Raw genomic sequence first — 20,340 nt, 5'->3', positions numbered from 1 at the left:
TGCTGGGTGCCTACCCCGAAATCGGCATGAAAAAAGCGAGAGGGTTGATGCAAGAAACGGCGCCCGAACTTGGTTCGGTGCGCCGTTGGCGAATCAGGATTTCAGGGCTGCGGCCTTGGCCTGGACAATCCAGGCGTCAAAAGTCTTCTGGTGGCCCTTGATCCAGGCGTCCACATGGCGGTGGATATCGGTGGGCTTGCTTTCCCCTTCGCGCAGCAGCTGGTTCTGGCGGCTGATGTCGCTGATGGGAATCTGCATGATCTCGAACAGCTTGCCGGCAGCCGGGTTCTGTTCGACCCAGAGCTTGTTGGCCACGATGTACTCGTTGTTGAGCGGAAAGCCGTAGTTGCGGCCATTGGGCAGCCGGGTGTCGGTGCCGGCCTGCACGCCGGGCATGGAGGAGCGCGGTACTTGCAGCCACACCACTTCCTGTCCCGGGCGCAGCACATTGCTGAGCCAGTACGGTGTCCACGCGTAGTACAGCACGGGCTTGCCGGCCTTGAAGCGCGCCAGCGTGTCGGCAATCAGGGCCGGATAGTTGCCCTGTGTGTAGTTGACGGTGTTTGTCAGACCGAAAGCCTTGATCTGGTGGGCCACCACGGCCTCGCCGCCCCAGCCGGCGTTGGGGCCGATCAGATTGGCCTTGCCGTCGCCGTCGATATCGAACAGGGCCGCCAGTCCAGGATCCTTAAGCTGGTCGAGATGGGTGATCTTGTGTTCGTCGGCCGTCTTCTTGTCGATCATGTAGCCCTGGGCCGCACCGGCTGCATACACGCCCTTGCGCGAGAGCTTGGCGTCGCCACCGGCCTGCTGATAGAACTCGGCGTGGTGCGGGTTCCAGTGGTTGGCCATGAAACTGGCATCGCCATTGGCCACGGCCACGTGGATCAGCGGGTAGTCCAGCTCTTCCCAGGGCTTGACGGTATAGCCCAGCTGCTGCAGCGCCTTCATCACCAGCAGCGTCTGGAAGTTCTCCTCGGCCAGAGCGCTCTTGACGGGCAGCACGGTGATGCCTTTGCCCGGAAGCGCATCGCCAGGCACATTCTGGCCGGCTGCCCAGCTCGGTGACTGGCCCAGACTCAGCGCTGCGGCGCCGGCCGTGCCCAGCAGCAGCTGGCGCCTGGTGCGTCGGTTTGGGGTCGGGGTCTGCACAGACTTGCTCATTGTTCTTGTCTCTCCTTGGCTTGGGTGGGCCTGCGGCCCGCTTGAAAATGACACCCCACGCTCCCCACTGCGTGTGGTTCGCAGCCCCTCCAGGAGGGGCGTTTTTATCTTGGGGTGGCCCGGCGATAAAAAAACGGCGGCCGCGCAAGCGGTCGCCGTGATTCGGAGATTGTGATCAGGACTTCTTGGCAGCCGCCAGCGCCTGGCTGATCCAGCTGTCGAAAGTCTTCTGATGGGCCTTGATCCAGCCGTCGGTGTGACGCTCGATGTCGGAGGCCTTGTTCTGGCCCTGGCTCATCATGTAGTTCTGGGCGTTGATGTCGCCAACGGGCAGCTTGATGATTTCAAACAGCTTGGCTGCCGCAGGGTTTTGCTCGGCCCAGGCCTTGTTGGCCACGATTTGCTGGTTGTTGGCAATAAAGCCGTAGTTCTTGCCGTTGGCCAGCTTGGTGTCGGTGCCGGACTGTTCGCCGGGTAGCGCGGAGAACGGCACCTCCAGCCACACCACATCCTTGCCGGGCTTGAGCACATTGCTCACCCAGTAGGGCGTCCAGGTGTAGTAGAGGATGGGCTTGCCGGCCTTGTAGCGCGTGATGGTGTCGGCCATCAGCGCCGAATAGGTGCCTTGCTTGTGAGTGACGGTGTCGCGCAGCTTGTAGGCGCCAAGCTGGTGCTCGATCATGGCTTCGCAGCCCCAGCCCGGCGTGCAGCCCGTTAGGTCGGCCTTGCCGTCACCGTCGGTGTCGAAGAGCTTGGCAATTTCGGGGCTCTTGAGCTGGCCGAGATTCGTGATCTTGTACGCATCGGCCGTCTTCTTGTCGATCAGATAGCCCTGGGCCGCATTGGCCGAGAACACGCCCTTGCGGTAGAGCTTGGCGTCGCCGCCCGCATTCTTGTAGTAGTCGGCGTGCAGCGGGTTCCAGTGATTGGCCATGAAGGTGGCGTCGCCGTTGGCCAGTGCAATATGGGCTGTGGGGTATTCCACCTCCTTCATGGGCTGGACCTCGTAGCCCAGCTTTTCCAGGGCCTTCATGACGAGCTGGGTCTGGAAGGCTTCTTCGGCAATCGAGCTCTTGAGCGGCTGGACCTTGATGCCCTTGCCCGGCAGTTCGTCGGCAGCGAAGGCGCCGGTGCTGACCATGGACAAGGCCATGGAGGCTGCGGCTGTGCTGGCAAGCAGCCAGTGGCTCAGGCCGTGGCGGATGCTGGCAGTGTTGGTGGCTGTACTCATGCGTTCTCCTTGTTCTTGATTCAGATCGTTGCTGGCTTGGTGGCTTCGCTGCCGGGCTTGGGAGCCGGTGCCGAGCGCTTGTTGCCCAGCAGACGCACGGCCAGACCAGCTGGGCCGGTGGCCCACCAGCGGGCACTGCCGCGCTTGGGCTCGCCCATGGCCTGGGTGATGCGGTCCAGCACGATGGCCAGCAGCACGATGCCCAGGCCGCCGACGGTGGCCAGACCCATGTCCAGACGGCCAATGCCGCGCAGCACCATCTGGCCCAGACCGCCGACAGCGATCATGGAAGCGATCACCACCATGGACAGGGACAGCATCAGCGCCTGGTTGATACCGGCCATGATGGAGGGCATGGCCAGCGGCAGCTGGACTTTCCACAGCAACTGGGCGGGCGATGCACCGTAGGCACGGCTGGCCTCGATCAGGTCGGGGCGTACCTGGCGAATGCCCAGATTGGTCAGGCGGATCAGCGGCGGCAGCGCAAACACGATGGTCACGATCACGCCGGGCACATTGCCGATACCGAACAGCATGACCACCGGCACCAGATAGACGAAGGCCGGTGTGGTCTGCATGGCGTCCAGCAGCGGGCGCGTCCAGCGTTGGGCTCGGTCGCTGCTGGCCAGCAAGATGCCGACGGGCAGGCCGATCACGATGCAGAAGAACAGCGAGGTCAGCACCAGGGCCAGCGTGACCATGGCTTCGGACCAGATGCCCAGCAGGGCCACAATCAGCAGCGAAACTGCCGAGCCAATGGCCAGCTTGCGGCCTGCAAACTGCCAGGCCAGCAGGGCAATCAGCAGCACCAGCGCGGGCATGGGGATGGTCTGCAGCACATCGGTCACGCCGTTGAGCGTGGCGTCGATGGGGGTGCGAACAGCCTGGAAGAAGGGACGGAAATGATCAACCACCCAGGTGAGGCCGTTGTTGATCGAGTCCTGCACGGGCAGGCCTTCGGTGGTGATCTGGTGCCAGAGCTGGCCTATGCCGCCGTCATGCTCGGGCACATCGGTGGGCGAGGGAGCGCTGAGCCAGTCGGTGCTGCTGGCCTGGCTGGCAGCATCGCTGCTGCTCCAGGCATCGGTGCTTGAGCCGGCATCCGCATCGGCATAGGAGGCAGCCCAGGGATCGGCATCTGCCGCCGAGCTAGTGACATTGGCGCTGGCCGGCTCGGTGGCGGGCGCAGAGGCTGCGGCCCACGGGTCGTCAAAAGCCGTGCTGGTGGTTTCTGTGTTGGGGTTGTTCAGTGCGTTATCGTTCAAATCGGCTCCCTTCTTTTAATGCGCAGCGTGCTGGGCAGCTTGCGTGTTGGGCTTGGGCTGGAAGTGCTGATCCAGCTTGATGGGCGGAATTTCCTTCTGAGGTGGCGGCACCGGAGGGGTGGCACGATCCAGGAACTTGAGCATGGTGGTGCGGCTGATAACGCCCAGGTATTTGCCCTCTTCATCCACCACAGGCAGCGGGTAGGCCGGAGTGGCCACGGTGCCGAACAGTTCGGCCACCGGCGTGCTGCTGGCGATGGGCTTCACATCGGAGATAAAGGCGTGCTTGAGGCCCAGCATTCCCTCGTGGCCGTGCAGCGCATCGCGCAGCGACTGCGACGAGACCACGCCCAGAAAGCGTTTGCGTGCATTGAGCACATAGGCGTAATCGCGGTCGGAGTCCTCAAGCAGGCGAAGCGCGGCGCGGCAACCGCGGTCGCTGTGCTCTGAAATCACGGTCAGCGCCTGACGAGCGATGTCGGAGGCCTTGAACACGGCTGCCGCATCCACACCCTGAATGAAGGTGCGCACATAGTCGTTGGCCGGATTGCGCAGAATCTCGTCGGGTGTGCCGACCTGCTGGACCATGCCGTCCTTCATGATGGCGATGCGGTCGCCAATGCGCATGGCTTCGTCCAGATCGTGAGAGATGAAGACGATGGTGCGGCGCTTGATTTCCTGCAGACGCAACAGTTCGGACTGCATCTCGGTGCGGATGATGGGGTCCAGCGCGGAGAAGGCCTCGTCCATCAGCAAAATGGACGGGTCGGAGGCCAGCGCGCGGGCCAGGCCCACGCGCTGCTGCATGCCGCCGGAGAGCTCGTCCGGGTAGCAGGCGCCCCAGGCACCCAGGCCTACCTGCTCCAGGGCATCTTGCGCCTGCTGCTGGCGTGTGGCGCGGTCCACGCCGGCCAGCTCCAGACCAAAGGCCGTGTTGTCCAGCACCGTGAGGTGGGGCATGAGGGCAAAGGACTGGAACACCATGGAGATGTCCTTGCGGCGCAGTGCGCGCAGTTCCTTGTCATTGAGCGTATTGATGTCCTGGCCGTCGACCAGGATGCGGCCGCTGGTGGGCTCGATCAGGCGATTGAGCATGCGCACCAGGGTGGATTTGCCCGAGCCCGACAGGCCCATGACCACAAAGATTTCACCGGCCTCGATGGTGAAGTCGGCGTCGAACACGCCGATGGATTGCCCGGTCTGGGCGAGGATCTCCTGCTTGCTTCGGCCCTGTTTCACCAGGTTGAGCGCGGTTTTCGGATCGTTGCCGAAGACCTTGAAGACATGATCGATAGCGATTTGCTTGGCCACTGTGGCGTTCTCCTTTTTGATGAGATGGAACACAGTCCAGCGCCCACAGCCGGCAATGCCGGTGGGCGCTGGCGCACAAGCCAAAATAAAAGCCCTGATGCCGCAGCTCAGCCCGGCCTTGTGGACAGGGCTGCGCAATGCAGATGGCGCAGCGATGGCGCCGAGTTTTCAGCCCGGATGGCACAGCCAGGTGTGCGCAAGAGCTGGCAAATTGGAAGAAGCAGCTGGCTGGCAGAGCGGGTACCGACTGGCACGCGTCTGCACGGCTTCTTGTCAGGCCAACCCCGGCAATATCGGCCGGGGAGAGCCCCCTACATCAGGGCCGTGTTTCGGCCCGGTTGACGGGGCTGCGCCAAAGAGCGGCAAGCGCTCATGAATTGACACAACGATCCGCCGGGAAGTGAGTCAACCGCATCTCAACAATGCGGTGACGACCTGCACGGCAGGTTGTAAATGACTTTTTAATATATCGAATTGGGTTTTATGCGTCAAATCAAACTGTAAGCTTTGCCGCCCGCATCCGCCGGAAATCGCGCCATTGAAACATTTGCATACGCAAAAACAGGAGGCGCAAGTGCTTGATAGATAAGGCGTGGCAGCTTATCGAGGGCTTTTTTTTGTCGGTTGTCAGCTTTTGACGCGTTTTGCCGCTGCCACGGGCATGAAAAAAGCCCCTTCATGGTCAACCATGCGGGGCTTTTTGGGGAGGACGTGCTGTCTCAATGATGAGCGCTTTGGGTGAGTTTGTCGGTCAGCGCAATGGCCAGGGCGCTGAGCAGGAAGACCACGTGGATGATGGTCTGCCACATCAGCACCTGCACTTCATAGCTGCCGGCGTTGATAAAGCTCTTGAGCAGGTGGATGGAGCTAATGCCGATGATGGACAGCGCCAGCTTGACCTTGAGTACCGAGGCATTCACATGGCTCAGCCACTCGGGCTGGTCGGGGTGGGATTCCAGGCCCATGCGGCTGACAAAGGTTTCGTAGCCACCCACGATGACCATGATCAGCAGGTTGGAGATCATGACCACATCGATCAAGGCCAGTACCACCAGCATGATGATGGTTTCGTTCAGATGGGTGATCTGGACATCGCTTTTGTAGCCAATATTGGTGATCAGGGCATGCAGGGCTTCCTGATTGCCGAAGACCGCCTCCACCAGATGCCAGAGCTCCAGCAGAAAGTGCCAGACATAGACACCTTGGGCGGCAATCAGACCCAGGTACAGCGGCAACTGCAGCCAGCGGCTGGCAAAGATCAGCGAGGGCAGTGGGCGCAATGCGCCAGAGGGCTGGAAGCCGCCATGCGGCGTGTGGTGGGTGGAATTGCCTGCTTCGTCGGAAGGGATGCGGCTCATGATGTGTGCTCGGGGCGGACTGGATGCGATGGGTGGGCAACGGGATGCCGCCACCTTGTAAGACTGGTTTTGCTGGGGCCGCGTCCCGGACTGCCTGCGCCTTCGAGAGCAGGCCGTAATGTGGGCCCAGGCCTCTGCAGCAGCAGGTGCGCGATTCTAAGGGTTTGTTCCAGGGTGTTTTGAAAAAAGTGCAAGCAAATCAACACCAAGCAGGCACTTTCTGCTGCAAAAATGGGAGCGAATGACAGACTTGACGGCACGCAAAAGCCGCTTGTCAATTTCAGTCAGTGGGGTGTAAGACCGAGCCTTGACAGTACACCCACAATTATTTCATTGCTTATGCATCAGGAGACAAAACGATGAGCGCTGCGACATCAACCATCGAATCCGTGCTGGTGGAAAACCGAGTGTTCCCGCCCCCGGCGGATTTCGCCGCCAAGGCCCGCATCTCGGGCATGGCGCAGTACCAGGCCTTGTGCGACGAAGCCGAACGTGACTATGAAGGCTATTGGGCACGGCTGGCCCGCGAGAACGTGAAGTGGACCAAGCCCTTCACCCAGGTGCTGGACCAGAGCAACCCGCCGTTCTACAAATGGTTTGCCGACGGCGAGCTCAACGCCAGCGCCAACTGTCTGGACAAGCACATGGGCACGCCCGTGGAGAACAAGACAGCCATCATCTTTGAAGCCGACGGCGGCGAGGTCACCAAGGTCACTTACAAAGAGTTGCTCGCCCGCGTGAGCCAGTTCGCCAATGCGCTCAAGGCGCGCGGCGTGCAAAAGGGCGATCGTGTGCTGATCTACATGCCCATGACCATCGAGGGCGTGGTGGCCATGCAGGCCTGTGCACGCATCGGTGCGACACATTCCGTGGTGTTCGGCGGCTTCTCGGCCAAGGCCGTGCAGGAGCGCATCGTGGACGTGGGCGCCAGTCTGGTCGTCACCTCCAACTACCAGATGCGCGGCGGCAAGGAGCTGCCGCTCAAGGCCATCGTTGATGACGCGATTGCGCTGGGCGGCTGCGAAGCCGTCAAGAGCGTGCTGGTCTACGAGCGCACGGCCACTGCCTGCAATATGGTCGCGGGCCGCGACATCAGCTTCACCGATGCGCTGGCAGGTCAATCCGCCGAGTGCGAAGCCGTGCCTGTCAATGCCGAGCACCCGCTCTTCATCCTCTACACCAGTGGCTCCACTGGCAAGCCCAAGGGCGTGCAGCATGCCACCGGCGGCTATGTGCTGTGGGCCAAGCAGACTTTCGAGTGGACCTTTGATGTCAGGGACAGCGATGTCTTCTGGTGCACGGCCGATATCGGCTGGATCACCGGCCACAGCTATGTGGCCTATGGCCCGCTGGCGGCCGGTGCCACGCAGATCGTCTTCGAAGGCGTGCCGACTTTCCCCAATGCGGGCCGTTTCTGGCAGATGATAGAGCGCCACCAGTGCAGCATCTTCTACACGGCACCCACGGCCATCCGCTCGCTGATCAAGGCCGCGGACTCCGACCCCAGCGTCCACCCGAAGAACTGGAATCTGTCCAGTCTGCGCCTGCTGGGCTCGGTGGGCGAGCCCATCAATCCCGAGGCCTGGATGTGGTATCACAAGCATGTGGGTGGCGAGCGCTGCCCCATCGTGGACACCTTCTGGCAGACCGAGAACGGCGGCCACATGATCACGCCGCTGCCCGGTGCCACGCCTCTGGTGCCCGGCTCCTGCACCCTGCCTCTGCCCGGCATCACGGCTGCCATCGTCGATGAGGCCGGCAACGAGATCCCCAATGGCGCCGGCGGCATCCTGGTGGTGAAAAAGCCCTGGCCTTCGATGATTCGCACCATCTGGGGCGACCCTGAGCGCTTCAAGAAGAGCTACTTCCCCGACGAGCTCAAGGGCTACTACCTGGCTGGCGACGGCGCCGTGCGCAGCGAAGATCGCGGCTATTTCCGCATTACGGGCCGTATCGACGATGTGCTCAACGTCTCGGGCCACCGCATGGGCACCATGGAAATCGAGTCGGCCCTGGTGGCCAAGACCGATCTGGTGGCCGAGGCCGCCGTGGTCGGCCGTCCCGATGACCTGACCGGCGAAGCCATCTGCGCCTTTGTGGTGCTCAAGCGCGGCAAGCCCACGGGCGAAGAGGCCAAGCAGATTGCGACCGAGCTGCGCAACTGGGTGGCCAAGGAGATCGGCCCGATTGCCAAGCCCAAGGACATCCGCTTCGGCGACAACCTGCCCAAGACCCGCAGCGGCAAGATCATGCGCCGCCTGCTGCGCTCGCTGGCCAAGGGTGAGGCGATCACCCAGGACACCAGCACCTTGGAGAATCCCGCGATCCTCGAGCAATTGTCGGAGGCCAATTGAGCCGGCGCATGCCGCTGATCTGAACGCATCATGACGACAGGGCCGCTGGCAACAGCGGCTTTGTCATTTCTGGCGTTTGCTGACGCAAGCCGGTGCGATCTTGGGTTAAAACAAGGCATCCCGGAGTACAAGGAGAAGAGCATGAACTTTCGCACCATCTGCATTGCCATCATCGTGGCCCTGATTGCCGTATTGGCCGCCTTCAACTGGACGGCGCTGTCGGCCCCTGCTGCAGTTTCGCTGGGCGTGACCGAAATCCAGGCACCGCTGGGCGTGCTCATGCTGGCGCTGACGATTTTGCTGAGCGTGTTCTTCATCGCCTATGTGCTGTGGATGCAGGGCTCGGTGCTGCTGGAGGCACGTCGTCACGCCAAGGAGATGCAGGCCCAGCGCGATCTGGCCGACAAGGCCGAGGCTTCGCGTTTCACGGAGCTGCGCGGTGTGCTGGAAGCACTGCATGCCAGGGACAAGGAAGAGGTGATGGCCCGGCTTGATGTGCTGGAAGCGCATCTGGTGCAGCGTGCCCAGGAGTCGGACAACAGCACGGCAGCCTATGTGGGGCAGCTGGAACAGCAGGTGCACCAGATCAATCGCTGATGCCTCAATACTGATAGCTTCAATCGATTTGCCTGCAAGCGATTGAGGCGTATTCGGCATGAAAAAAGCCGCTGCAGTGCAGCGGCTTTTTCGCGCAGGCGAACCGAATTACTTCTTGTCGTTGCCCAGCTGTGGCAGGGCGTTGGCGCTGCTCACGCTCAGCAGGCCGGCTTGCGAGTAGATGGCCAGCTTGGCGCGGGTGTCGATCAGGTCCAGGTTGCGCATGGTCAGCTGGCCGATGCGGTCGATGGGGCTGAAAGGCGCATCTTCGACCTTTTCCATGGACAGACGCTCGGGAGCGTAGGTCAGGTTGGGCGACTCGGTGTTCAGGATGGAGTAGTCGTTGCCGCGGCGCAGTTCCAGCGTCACGGTGCCGGTCACGGCGCGGGCCACCCAGCGCTGCGAGGATTCGCGCAGCATGATGGCCTGAGGGTCGAACCAGCGGCCCTGGTACAGCAGACGGCCCAGGCGCAGGCCATTGATGCGGTACTGCTCGATGGTGTCTTCGTTGTGGATGCCGGTCACCAGACGCTCGTAGGCAATGTGCAGCAGGGCCATGCCGGGGGCTTCGTAGATGCCGCGGCTCTTGGCCTCGATGATGCGGTTTTCGATCTGGTCGCTCATGCCCAGGCCGTGGCGGCCGCCGATGCGGTTCAGCTCCAGGAAGACTTCCACGGCATCGGTGTATTCCTTGCCGTTGATGGCCACGGGACGGCCTTCTTCGAAGGTGATCGAGACTTCTTCAGCCTTGACTTCGACTTCTGGTTTCCAGAAAGCCACGCCCATGATGGGGTTCACGATGCGGATGCCGGAGTTCAGGAACTCCAGATCCTTGGCTTCGTGGGTGGCGCCCAGCATGTTGGAGTCGGTGGAGTAGGCTTTTTCGGCCGACATCTTGTAGCCAAAACCTTCCTTGGTCATGAAGGCCGACATTTCTGCACGGCCGCCCAGCTCGTCGATGAAGTTGCTGTCCAGCCAGGGCTTGTAGATCTTCAGCGCGGGGTTGGTGAGCAGGCCGTAGCGGTAGAAGCGTTCGATGTCGTTGCCCTTGAAGGTCGAACCGTCACCCCAGATGTTGACGTCGTCTTCCTTCATGGCAGCCACCAGCATGGTGCCGGTCACGGCACGGCCCAGGGGCGTGGTGTTGAAGTAGGTGATGCCGCCGGTGGAAATGTGGAAGGCGCCGGACTGGATGGCGGCAATGCCTTCGTTGGCCAACTGGGGACGGCAGTCGATCAGACGGGCCTTTTCTGCGCCATATTCCATCGCCTTGCGGGGAATTTCGTCGTAATCGGCTTCGTCGGGCTGGCCCAGGTTGGCCGTGTAGGCGTAGGGCAGGGCACCCTTGTTCTTCATCCAGCGCAGGGCGGCAGAGGTGTCCAGGCCGCCGGAGAAGGCGATGCCGACCTTCTGGCCGACGGGAACATGTTGCAGAATGGTTTCCATGAGATTTCTCTTCAAAGTGATAGCTGCAAGCGCTTGATGGGTAAGCGATTGGGGCTGAAAAGGCTTGAAATTCTCGGGTCTGACCCGAAGCCGGGCCAGGCGCGGATTACGCGTAGTGGCAGATGTAGTGGTAAGCCTCGGTCACGCGGATGTCGAACTTGGAGTTCGCGGGAATCTGGAAGCTCTCGCCGACCGAGGACTTCTTCCACTCGTCGCTACCGTCGAGCTTGTATTCGCAGGAGCCGCCCACGCATTCCATGATTTCTGCGGCTGCGGTGCCAAAGGTCAGCGTTGCAGGCAGCACCACGCCCACCGACTTCTTGGTGCCGTCGGCCAGCGTGAAGCTGTGGCTGACGCACTTGCCGTCAAAGTAAACATTGGCCTTGGTGGTGAGGCTGACGCCTGCGATGGTTTCGGTGGTCATGGAAGAAGTACGCTGTGCGTGGTCGAAGATCAAAAGCATTGATTTTAGGCCACGGGATTTGCACCTGTGCGAATGCCAGGCAAAGGCAGGAAAAACAAGAGCCCCGTGACGGGGCTCCTGAGCGGCCTGCAAGGCCGGATCGGCTTGGGTCAGCGGCGCCAGCCATGGCCGCCGTGGCCTCCGTGCCAGCCCGGACGGTAGCCAGGGCGGTAGTAATGGGGGCGGGTGGCGTAGTAGGCGCCTGCACCGATGGCGGCGCCGATCAGCAGCGGCGCCACATAGTCAGACGCCGAGTAGGTCGAGCCTACCGAGTAGGTGGGCGCCACGGGCTGAGGGGCGTAATAGCCGCTGTCGTAGTTCTGCGGATAGCTGGTGCTGTAGGCGCCCTGGGGAGGCGTCTGGGTGCTGTAGTAGCCGTCGTTGCTGTAGACCGGGTCGTTGGCCACGGGCTGCACATTCAGCGCAATCCATTGGCCGGGCGGGTTGGCGGTCTGCGTGGTGTAGTTGCGACCGTTGTACTCATAGGTCACGTTGTAGCCCACGGTACGGTTCTGGTAGAAGGTCTGCGTGCTGCACTGGCGCATGTTCTGGTACTGCACCGGGCCCGAGGCTTCGGCCTGATTGCCCAGCATGGCACCGCCGACCACGCCGGCTGCTGTGGCTGCTGCACGGCCGCCGCCGCCACCGATGGCATTGCCGATCAGGCCGCCGGCAATGGCTCCGACCACGGCACCCGCACCGGTGGGGCGAGGTGCGACCGCCACCGGCTGGTCGCTGCAGACTTGCTGCGGCACGGCGACCTGCTGGGTGATGGGGGTCGAGGACAGCACGCGACCGCGCTCCTGGGCATAGGCCCCGGTGGCGGCCACGGCGGTCAAAGTCAAAACTGCCAGAGTTTTCATCAACATCTCTCCTGTCTCTGAAGCTTTAACGCATCAGATCACCGAAAAGTTTAGGGGATCTGCGTAAATTCAAGCACTCGGCACCGTAAAACTAGGTAAAGCCATGTGTAAATGTGAGCGTTTGCTTATGTGTTTTGCAGCGTATCCCATTCATCGGCCTTGAAACCAACGGTGATTTTCCCGTCGGCCCATTCCACCACGGGTCGCTTGATGGTGCTGGCGTGCTCCTGCATCACGGCGGCGGCACTGGGCGCATCCACGGCAGAGGCCTTGGTCGCGTCATCGAGCTTGCGCCAGGTCGTGCCCTGGCGGTTGAGCAGCTTTTCCCAGCCCACGGCCTGCATCCACTGGGGCAGACGCTCGGCGGGAACGCCTTGTTTCTTGAAGTCGTGGAATTCGTAAGTAATACCTTGCTCACTGAGCCAGCTGCGTGCTTTCTTGACGGTGTCGCAATTGGGGATGCCGTAGATGGTGGTGATCTTGCTCATGGTGTTCGGTAGCTGTGAAACGGTTGGAGTCAGATGTAACGCATTTGCCAAGTGCCGGCAGCCATAGGGCCTCTGACAGTGGGCGACAATAGCGCCCAGTATGCACACCATATTTCCCACCTTGGATGCCTGGCTGGCTTATTGCGAGCGCCTGCATCCCCAGAACATCGCCCTGGGTCTGGATCGCGTGCGTGAAGTCGCACAGCGCATGGGCCTGCAATTCGACTGCCCCGTCATCACGGTGGCCGGCACCAATGGCAAGGGTTCGACCTGTGCCATGCTGGAGGCCGTGGCCCTGCAGTCCGGCTATCGCCCCGGTGTCTATACCTCGCCGCATCTGGTTCACTTTGAAGAGCGCTGCCGTGTGGGCGGCGAGATCGTCAAGGCCGAGGAGCTGATACCGCATTTCGAGGCGGTGGAGCAGGCCAGGGTGAAGGACGGAAAAGAGGTTGCACTCACTTACTTCGAGTTCACCACGCTGGCAATATTGCGCCTGATGAGCCTGTCCAGGCTGGATGTGGCGATTCTGGAGGTGGGTCTGGGAGGCCGGCTCGATGCCACCAATATCATCGATGCCGACTGCGCCATCATCACCAGCATCGATCTCGATCACATGGAACTGTTGGGCCCCGATCGCGAAAGCATTGGCCGCGAAAAAGCCGGCATCATGCGTGCCGGTCGTCCCGTCATCGTCAGCGACCCCGTGCCGCCGCAAAGCGTGATCGACCATGCGACCGAAATCGGTGCCGATCTCTGGCGCTTCGGCAAGGACTTCAACTACGACGGTGACAAGCAGCAATGGGGCTGGGCCGGTCGTGGTCGCCGTTATGCGGGGCTGGCCTATCCGGCGCTGCGTGGCGCCAACCAGCTGATGAATGCCTCTGGCGTGCTGGCCGCCTATGAGGCCATTCGCGGCAAGCTGCCGGTGACGGCACAGGCCGTGCGCACAGGGTTGTCCATGGTGGAGCTGCCCGGTCGCTTCCAGATCGTTCCCGGTCAGCCCACACTGGTGCTGGATGTGGCGCACAACCCGCATTCGGTGGCGGCGCTCACGGCGAATCTCGATGCCATGGGCTACTTCCCGACTACGCATGCCGTATTCGGCGCCATGGCCGATAAGGATTGGGAGCCCATGCTCACCAAGGTGGGGCCGCTGGTCGATCGCTGGTATTTCACCGACCTGCCCACGCCGCGTGCGGACTCCGCGGAAAACCTGAAGGCCAAGCTGCAGCAGTTGCAGGCCCAGGGCGTGATCCGCAAAGATGTGAGCATGCAGACCTTTGCCAATCCCCAGCAGGCCCTGGATGCCGCAGTCGCGGCAACGGAGGCGGCTGATAGAATCGTGGTCTTTGGATCGTTCTTCACCGTGGGCGGAGTGTTGCAAAACGGCACGCCTCGTCTGAACGCCAAACACCTGGCTCACTGAGTCAGCGGTCTGCCGCCCCGGCTTTTGTCGGGTGGCAGGCCTCAACAAGTCCTCACTCATGGCATTTTTCAATTTCCGTTGGCCTGGCAAAAAAGACGAAGCCGAGTCCGTGGCCGGAGCCAAGCGCCCCAGCCGCTTGGCCCAGGGCGAAAGCGTGGAAGCCATGCGCCGCCGCGCACGTCATCGCCTCATCGGGGCGGCCGTGCTGGTGCTGATCGGTGTGGTGGGCTTCCCGCTGCTGTTCGATACGCAGCCACGTCCCATTCCGGTCAATATTCCGATTGAAATTCCCGATCAGGCCAACTCGGCTCCCGAGGTCGTGCCTGGCACTCAGGTGGCGAGCCAGACGGCTGCACCGTCAGGGCGTGTTGCTGCCAATGCTTCTCTGGATGATGGCGAAGAAGTGCTTGCGCCTTCGGCCAGGCCTGCAGCTCCTGCGGCGGCCGCTGTGGCGCCTGCTGCGACGGTGGTCGGGGCTGCAGTCACTGCGGCTGCCGTCGGCACTGCCGCCGCGGTGGCATCTCAGGTCAAGCCCGAGCCCAAACCAGAGGTCAAACCTCAGCCCAAGCCGGAGCCTAAGCCGGAAGTAAAGCCCGAGCGCAAGCCGGAACCGAAGCCTGAAAAACCCAAGGCCGAGGTCAAACCTGAGGTCAAGAAGCCGGAAGCCAAACCCGAGCCCAAGCACAAGCCGGACACGCCCAAGGCGGACGAGGCCGCTCGTGCCCGTGCACTGCTGGAGGGGCGCAGTACCTCGGAAGCAGCACCGGTCAAGGAGGCTGCAGCGACTAACGAGCGCTTTATCGTTCAGATCGGTGCCTTTGCCGAAGTCGGCAAGGCCAACGAAATCAAGGGCAAGCTGGGTGCCGGAGCCTTTACCCAGACCGTGGATACCAAGGACGGCAAGCGCACACGTGTTCGCATGGGGCCTTTCAAGAGCCGCGAAGAAGCCGAGAAGGCTGCCGCCAGGGCCAAGGCCCTGGGCTTGCCGGCATCGGTGTTCAAGGCTTGAGACCGGTTTTCCGGCAACGGTTTGATTGATGAGCACACTGGACTGGATTTTTGTGGTCGTTGTGCTGGGCTCCTTGTTGCTGGGGGCCTGGCGCGGTCTGGTCTATGAAGTCCTGTCCTTGCTGGGCTGGCTGGTGGCCTTCATGGTCGCGCGGACCTGGGCGCAAGAGGTGGCGGTATGGCTGCCGCTGGATGGTTGGGACATGCAACTGCGTTATGCGGCGGGCTTTGTGCTGCTGCTGGTGGGGTCCATGTTTGCCTGGGGAGTGATCTCCTGGCTGTCCAAGCAGTTGATTGAGGCCGTGGGTCTGAGACCTGTGGATCGCACCCTGGGCGCATTGTTCGGTGTCTTGCGTAGTGGCTTGCTGCTGCTGGTGCTGGCTCTGGTGATCCAGTACACGCCGCTGCACAAGGCTTTGTGGTGGCAGGACTCGGTGCTGGCGCCCTGGTTGACCGAGGCGCTGGGCTGGGTGCTGCCGGCTCTGCCAGAGGAGTGGGGGCAGTATCTGCCCAAGGCATCCTCTTGAAGCGAAGTTTTTTGCCGCAATTTACCTAAGGGTTGAAAGTGGCTAAGGCGCTTGCTGTAAAACGCAGTGGGTGCCGACGAGAGTTTGGTGTTGGCGTGATCCGCCATGCCGGATATCAAAGCGCAGGCTAGCCAATGGGTGGCGAAGCAGGCGAGTGTGGCGAAGGGCGACTTTCGCGAACAGATGGAACGCAACTATGTGTGGAATCGTTGGTGTGGTGAGCACCACACCCGTGAATCAGCTGATTTATGACGCTTTGCTGCTGCTGCAGCACCGTGGGCAGGATGCCGCCGGCATCGTGACCCAGCAGGAACGCAAGTTCTTCATGCACAAGGCCAAGGGCATGGTGAAGGATGTGTTCCGCACCCGCAATATGCGTGCTCTGCCAGGTGATGTGGGTCTGGGTCAGGTGCGTTATCCCACGGCGGGCAATGCCTCCAGCGAGGAAGAGGCTCAGCCCTTCTACGTGAATGCGCCCTTCGGCATCGTCATGGTGCACAACGGCAACCTCACCAATGCCAAGCAGCTGCGCCGCGAGCTGGCGGATACCGACCATCGCCACACCAACACCGAAAGCGACTCCGAGGTCCTGCTCAACGTGCTGGCGCACGAGATCGGTCGCGCCTCCAGCGGCGCTCCGCTGCAGAGCGAGGAAATCTTCAAGGCCGTGCGTGCGGTGCACAAGCGCATCAAGGGTTCTTACGCCGTGATCGCGCTGATCGCCGGCTACGGCCTGCTGGCCTTCCGCGATCCCTTCGGCATCCGTCCGCTGTGCATGGGTCGCGGCAATGATGGCACCATCATGCTGGCCAGCGAGTCCGTGGCGCTGGAAGGTACAACCCATCAGTTCGAGCGCGACATTGCTCCCGGCGAAGCGATCTTCGTCCACAACGACGGTCGCGTCGAGAGCCAGCAATGCGCTGAAAAGACCCAGCTCAATCCCTGCGTGTTCGAGTATGTGTATCTGGCACGTCCCGACTCCACCATGGATGGCATTTCGGTCTATCAGGCTCGTCTAAACATGGGTGAGACGCTGGCCAAGCGCGTGATCTCCATGGTGCCGCCCAATGAAATCGATGCGGTGATTCCCATTCCCGAATCGAGCCGCCCCAGCGCCATGCAACTGGCACAGTTGCTGGGCAAGCCCTATCGCGAAGGTTTTGTGAAGAACCGCTATGTGGGCCGTACCTTCATCATGCCGGGCCAGGGTGCTCGCAAGAAGTCGGTGCGCCAGAAGCTCAACGCCATCAGCAGCGAGTTCAAGGGCCGCAATGTGCTGTTGGTCGATGACTCCATTGTGCGCGGCACCACCTCCAAGGAAATCGTGCAGATGGCGCGCGATGCAGGTGCCAACAAGGTGTATCTGGCCTCCGCTGCGCCTCCCGTGCGTCACCCCAATGTGTATGGCATCGATATGCCCACGCGTTCCGAGCTGGTGGCTCACGGCCGCACGGTCGAGGAAATTCGCCAGGTCATCGGCTGCGATGCGCTGATCTATCAGGACGTGGAAGCCATGAAGCAGGCCGTGGGCAAGATCAATGCCCAGGTGAGCGGTTTCGAGGCATCGTGTTTCGACGGCATCTATATCACTGGCGATATTTCCGATGAAGAGGTGACGGCGCTCAACGAGGGCCGCAACCGCGGCAGCGAAGAGGAGAGCGAAGACACTTCGCGCCTGTCCCTGCCGAATGCTCAGGAAAGCTGAGCGCTGGCGTTAATTCGCAGCGAATGACCGAGTCGGAAAGGGTTGCTTAGGCAACCCTTTTCATTCGGGAGGACAATGGCAGAGCCGCGCGGTCGGTGTGCTCTTTAATAGTGAGCGCATGACGTATGTCCATAAGGCATTTGAGTCTGATTTGACTCGGATTTTTTGGAGTATGAGCAAGGCATATTCAAAGACCGGCACGGCGAGTGCCGCCGGTCAAGCTGGTAGAGCAGCATGCGTGCGGGCCTGATTGGCGGTCTGCAGCGGACTCATGACCGGTACCAACCATCTGGATTTGACGATTGTGACCAACAAGACATTACCCGAAGGTTTGCATCCTGAAACTCTGGCCGTGCGCGAAGCGGTCGAGCGCAGCCAGTGGGGCGAGCATTGCGAAGCCCTGTACATGACCAGCAGCTTTGTGCAGCCCGATGCGGCGACCGCAGCGCGCCGCTTTGCCAATGAAGAGCCGGGCTTCACCTACAGCCGTACTGGCAACCCCACGGTCACCAGCTTTGAAAAGCGTCTGGCGGCCATGGAAGGTACGGAATGTGCGGTCGCGACCTCCACCGGCATGTCGGCCATCTTGCTGGTGGCGCTGACGGCGCTCAAGACGGGCGATCACGTGATCTGTTCGCAGTCCATGTTCGGCTCCACCATCAAGCTGCTGGGAACCGAAATGGCACGCTTCGGTGTGGAAACCACGTTTGTCTCGCAGACCGATATCGAAGCCTGGAAGGCGGCCATCAAGCCCAACACGCGCATGTTGTTTGCCGAGACGCCCACCAACCCGCTGACCGATCTCTGCGACATCGCCGCACTGGCCGAGCTGGCGCACGCCAACAACGCGCTGCTGGCCGTGGACAACAGCTTCGCCACTCCCGTGCTGCAGCAGCCCGTGAAGTTCGGCGCCGACCTCGTCGTGCACTCGGGCACCAAGTTCCTCGACGGCCAGGGCCGCGTCATGGCCGGTGCGGTTTGCGGCACCATTGCCCTCGTGGACAAGGTCATGGGCACTTTCTTGCGCAGCGGCGGTCTGAACATCGCTCCTTACAATGCCTGGACGGTGATGAAGGGTCTGGAAACCCTGGCTTTACGCGTCAAGGCGCAAAGCGCAGCAGCGCTGGAGTTTGCCGCCTGGCTGGAAGCCCATCCCAAGGTGGCGCGTGTGTACTACCCGGGCCTCAAGAGCCATCCTCAGCACGAGCTGGCCATGCGCCAGCAAAATGGCATGGGCGGTGCGGTGCTGGCCTTCGATGTGGTGGGCGAGGGTGCCGAGCAACTGCGTGCCAATGCCTTCCATGTCGTGGACAGCACGCGTCTGTGCTCGATTACGGCCAACCTCGGTGATGTGAAGACGACCATCACCCATCCGGCCAGCACCTCGCATGGTCGTCTGACCGAGGACCAGCGTCAGGCTGCCGGCGTGGGTCAGGGTCTGATTCGTATTTCCGTGGGCCTTGAGCATCTGGAAGACCTCAAGGTCGACCTGGCTCGCGGACTGGATACCCTGTGAAACACCCCTTGAGTCGCTTCGCGCCTTCCCCTTCCTGGGGGACTATGCCTGCGCTGCGAGGCGGCTCTTGCTCGGCATCTCTGACCGAGACTGCGCGCGCCTCAAGCGCCGCGGCCTTGGCGCAGGGAATGCCGTACAAGGATTTCTGATATGACAAACAAAATTCGCACCCGCTTTGCCCCTTCGCCCACGGGCTTCATCCATCTGGGCAATATTCGTTCCGCTCTCTATCCCTGGGCTTTTGCGCGCGCCAATGGCGGCGACTTCGTGCTGCGCATCGAAGACACCGATCTGGAACGCTCCACCCAGGCTTCCGTGGACGTGATCCTGGAAGGCATGGAATGGCTGCAACTCGACCATGACGAAGGCCCGTTCTACCAGATGCAGCGCATGGATCGCTACAAGCAAGTGCTGGCCACGCTGCAGGAAAAGGGCTATGTCTACCCCTGCTATATGAGCATGGAGGAACTGGACGCGCTGCGTGAAAAGCAGATGGCCGCCAAGGAAAAGCCCCGCTATGACGGCACCTGGCGCCCCGAGGAGGGCAAGGTCCTGCCCGCGATTCCCGAAGGCGTGAAGCCCGTGCTGCGCTTCAAGACTCCGCAAACCGGTGTGGTGGGCTGGGACGACAAGTGCAAGGGCCGTATCGAGTTCCAGAACTCCGAGCTCGACGATCTGGTGATTGCCCGACCCGACGGCACGCCCACGTATAACTTCTGCGTCTGCGTGGACGACATGGACATGAACATCACCCATGTCATCCGTGGCGACGACCATGTGAACAACACGCCGCGCCAGATCCACATCTTTGAAGCGCTGGGTGCCACCGTGCCTACCTTTGCCCACCTGCCCACCGTGCTCAACGAGCAAGGCGAAAAGATGAGCAAGCGCAACGGCGCCAAGGCCGTGACCCAGTACCGCGATGAGGGCTATCTGCCAGATGCCATGGTGAACTATCTGGCCCGCCTGGGCTGGAGCCACGGCGACGACGAAATCTTCAGTCGCGCCCAGTTCCTGGAGTGGTTCAACCTGGATCACCTGGGCCGCAGTGCTGGCCAGTTTGACGAAGCCAAGCTGCGCTGGGTCAATGCCCAGCATCTGAAGGCCATGGATGACGCCGAGCTGGCCCAGTTGGTCAAGCCCTTTGTCGTCAAGGTGGGTGTGGCCGTGAGCCTGATCGACGCCGATGACCGTCTGGTGCGTATTGCTGCCTTGTTCAAGGATCGTTGCGAGACCTTGGTGGATCTGGCCAACTGGGCCAAGGTCTTCTATGTGGACAGCGTGGAGCGCAATGCGGAAGACTACGCCAAACATGTAACCGAGGCGGCCAACCCCGTGCTGGATGCATTTGCTGCCGTGTTGGAAAACGTGGAATGGACCAAGGAAGCCATTGCGGCTGCGATCAAGGAGCTGCTCAAGGCGCAGGGCGTGAAGATGCCCGTGCTGGCCATGCCCGTACGTGTTCTGACCGTGGGCACGGCCCATACTCCCTCGGTCGATGCGGTGCTGGAATTGCTCGGACGTGAAAAAGTTATCGCGCGTTTGAAAAAACGCTAAAAACCTGTCTATAATTCGAGTCTCTGCAAAACGCGACTGATTAAAAGGTTGTCTTGCAGAG

General features: G+C 61.6%; 18 protein-coding genes. 8 read left to right on the top strand and 10 right to left on the bottom strand.

Features of this window, described 5'->3' with window-relative positions; all coding sequences use genetic code 11:
• Positions 1-93: 93 nt before the first annotated feature.
• From proX (AAIL66_RS11295) to AAIL66_RS11270, 6 genes are all read right to left on the bottom strand, one after another.
• On the bottom strand, positions 94-1,164 hold the full coding sequence (gene proX, locus AAIL66_RS11295; RefSeq protein WP_343496773.1) for a glycine betaine/L-proline ABC transporter substrate-binding protein ProX: 1,071 nt from the start codon (positions 1,162-1,164) through the stop codon (positions 94-96).
• A gap of 175 nt (positions 1,165-1,339) precedes the next feature.
• A complete protein-coding gene (gene proX, locus AAIL66_RS11290) occupies positions 1,340-2,395 on the bottom strand; it encodes a glycine betaine/L-proline ABC transporter substrate-binding protein ProX (RefSeq protein ID WP_034378545.1) in 1,056 nt (351 codons plus the stop codon).
• 20 nt (positions 2,396-2,415) lie between these two features.
• Positions 2,416-3,660 (bottom strand): glycine betaine/L-proline ABC transporter permease ProW, encoded by a 1,245-nt coding sequence (proW, locus tag AAIL66_RS11285; RefSeq protein ID WP_343496772.1) that lies wholly within the window; start codon positions 3,658-3,660, stop codon positions 2,416-2,418.
• Between the two features lie 15 nt (positions 3,661-3,675).
• Positions 3,676-4,971, bottom strand: coding sequence for a glycine betaine/L-proline ABC transporter ATP-binding protein ProV (gene proV, locus AAIL66_RS11280; RefSeq protein ID WP_149353971.1), 1,296 nt, complete (start codon positions 4,969-4,971; stop codon positions 3,676-3,678).
• A 488-nt stretch (positions 4,972-5,459) separates the two neighbouring features.
• Positions 5,460-5,651, bottom strand: a complete 192-nt coding sequence (locus tag AAIL66_RS11275) for a hypothetical protein (protein ID WP_131326315.1) — start codon at positions 5,649-5,651, stop codon at positions 5,460-5,462.
• Positions 5,652-5,690: 39 nt separating this feature from the next.
• Positions 5,691-6,329: a YqhA family protein gene (locus tag AAIL66_RS11270; RefSeq protein ID WP_034393946.1), complete on the bottom strand. Its 639-nt coding sequence runs from the start codon at positions 6,327-6,329 to the stop codon at positions 5,691-5,693.
• A gap of 359 nt (positions 6,330-6,688) precedes the next feature.
• Here AAIL66_RS11270 and acs point away from each other — a divergent pair, with 359 nt between their 5' ends.
• Together acs and AAIL66_RS11260 are read left to right on the top strand one after the other, a co-directional pair.
• On the top strand, positions 6,689-8,683 hold the full coding sequence (acs, locus tag AAIL66_RS11265) for an acetate--CoA ligase (RefSeq protein WP_343496771.1): 1,995 nt from the start codon (positions 6,689-6,691) through the stop codon (positions 8,681-8,683).
• A gap of 141 nt (positions 8,684-8,824) precedes the next feature.
• Positions 8,825-9,280: a hypothetical protein gene (locus AAIL66_RS11260; RefSeq protein WP_034360486.1), complete on the top strand. Its 456-nt coding sequence runs from the start codon at positions 8,825-8,827 to the stop codon at positions 9,278-9,280.
• Positions 9,281-9,388: 108 nt separating this feature from the next.
• Here AAIL66_RS11260 and argG read toward each other — a convergent pair whose 3' ends face one another.
• From argG to AAIL66_RS11240, 4 genes are all read right to left on the bottom strand, one after another.
• Positions 9,389-10,726, bottom strand: coding sequence for an argininosuccinate synthase (gene argG / locus AAIL66_RS11255; RefSeq protein WP_003057205.1), 1,338 nt, complete (start codon positions 10,724-10,726; stop codon positions 9,389-9,391).
• A gap of 106 nt (positions 10,727-10,832) precedes the next feature.
• Positions 10,833-11,150 (bottom strand): pyrimidine/purine nucleoside phosphorylase, encoded by a 318-nt coding sequence (locus tag AAIL66_RS11250; protein ID WP_034407420.1) that lies wholly within the window; start codon positions 11,148-11,150, stop codon positions 10,833-10,835.
• A 149-nt stretch (positions 11,151-11,299) separates the two neighbouring features.
• Positions 11,300-12,052, bottom strand: a complete 753-nt coding sequence (locus tag AAIL66_RS11245; protein WP_012837577.1) for a glycine zipper 2TM domain-containing protein — start codon at positions 12,050-12,052, stop codon at positions 11,300-11,302.
• Between the two features lie 125 nt (positions 12,053-12,177).
• On the bottom strand, positions 12,178-12,540 hold the full coding sequence (locus AAIL66_RS11240; protein WP_343496770.1) for an ArsC family reductase: 363 nt from the start codon (positions 12,538-12,540) through the stop codon (positions 12,178-12,180).
• Positions 12,541-12,640: 100 nt separating this feature from the next.
• Between AAIL66_RS11240 and folC the strand changes: the two genes are divergently transcribed.
• From folC to gltX, 6 genes are all read left to right on the top strand, one after another.
• Positions 12,641-13,966, top strand: a complete 1,326-nt coding sequence (folC, locus tag AAIL66_RS11235) for a bifunctional tetrahydrofolate synthase/dihydrofolate synthase (protein ID WP_054075615.1) — start codon at positions 12,641-12,643, stop codon at positions 13,964-13,966.
• Between the two features lie 58 nt (positions 13,967-14,024).
• The gene (locus tag AAIL66_RS11230; protein ID WP_343496769.1) at positions 14,025-14,975 is read left to right on the top strand and encodes an SPOR domain-containing protein; all 951 of its coding nucleotides are present in this window, start codon (positions 14,025-14,027) and stop codon (positions 14,973-14,975) included.
• A gap of 28 nt (positions 14,976-15,003) precedes the next feature.
• Positions 15,004-15,501, top strand: coding sequence for a CvpA family protein (locus tag AAIL66_RS11225; protein WP_343496768.1), 498 nt, complete (start codon positions 15,004-15,006; stop codon positions 15,499-15,501).
• Between the two features lie 196 nt (positions 15,502-15,697).
• Complete coding sequence (gene purF / locus AAIL66_RS11220; RefSeq protein WP_003061095.1) at positions 15,698-17,206, top strand: amidophosphoribosyltransferase; 1,509 nt, start codon at positions 15,698-15,700, stop codon at positions 17,204-17,206.
• A gap of 304 nt (positions 17,207-17,510) precedes the next feature.
• Entirely contained in the window at positions 17,511-18,722 is a 1,212-nt protein-coding gene (locus tag AAIL66_RS11215; protein ID WP_003061097.1) for an O-succinylhomoserine sulfhydrylase, read from the top strand.
• A 150-nt stretch (positions 18,723-18,872) separates the two neighbouring features.
• Positions 18,873-20,279, top strand: coding sequence for a glutamate--tRNA ligase (gltX, locus tag AAIL66_RS11210; protein WP_343496767.1), 1,407 nt, complete (start codon positions 18,873-18,875; stop codon positions 20,277-20,279).
• Positions 20,280-20,340: the final 61 nt, after the last annotated feature.

This window comes from Comamonas sp. F1-6, from assembly GCF_039581415.1.
In the GTDB taxonomy this organism is placed as follows: Bacteria; Pseudomonadota; Gammaproteobacteria; order Burkholderiales; family Burkholderiaceae_C; genus Comamonas; species Comamonas thiooxydans.
Note: the sequence above shows the minus strand (reverse complement) of the source record. Positions and strands in the feature narration are given on the sequence as shown.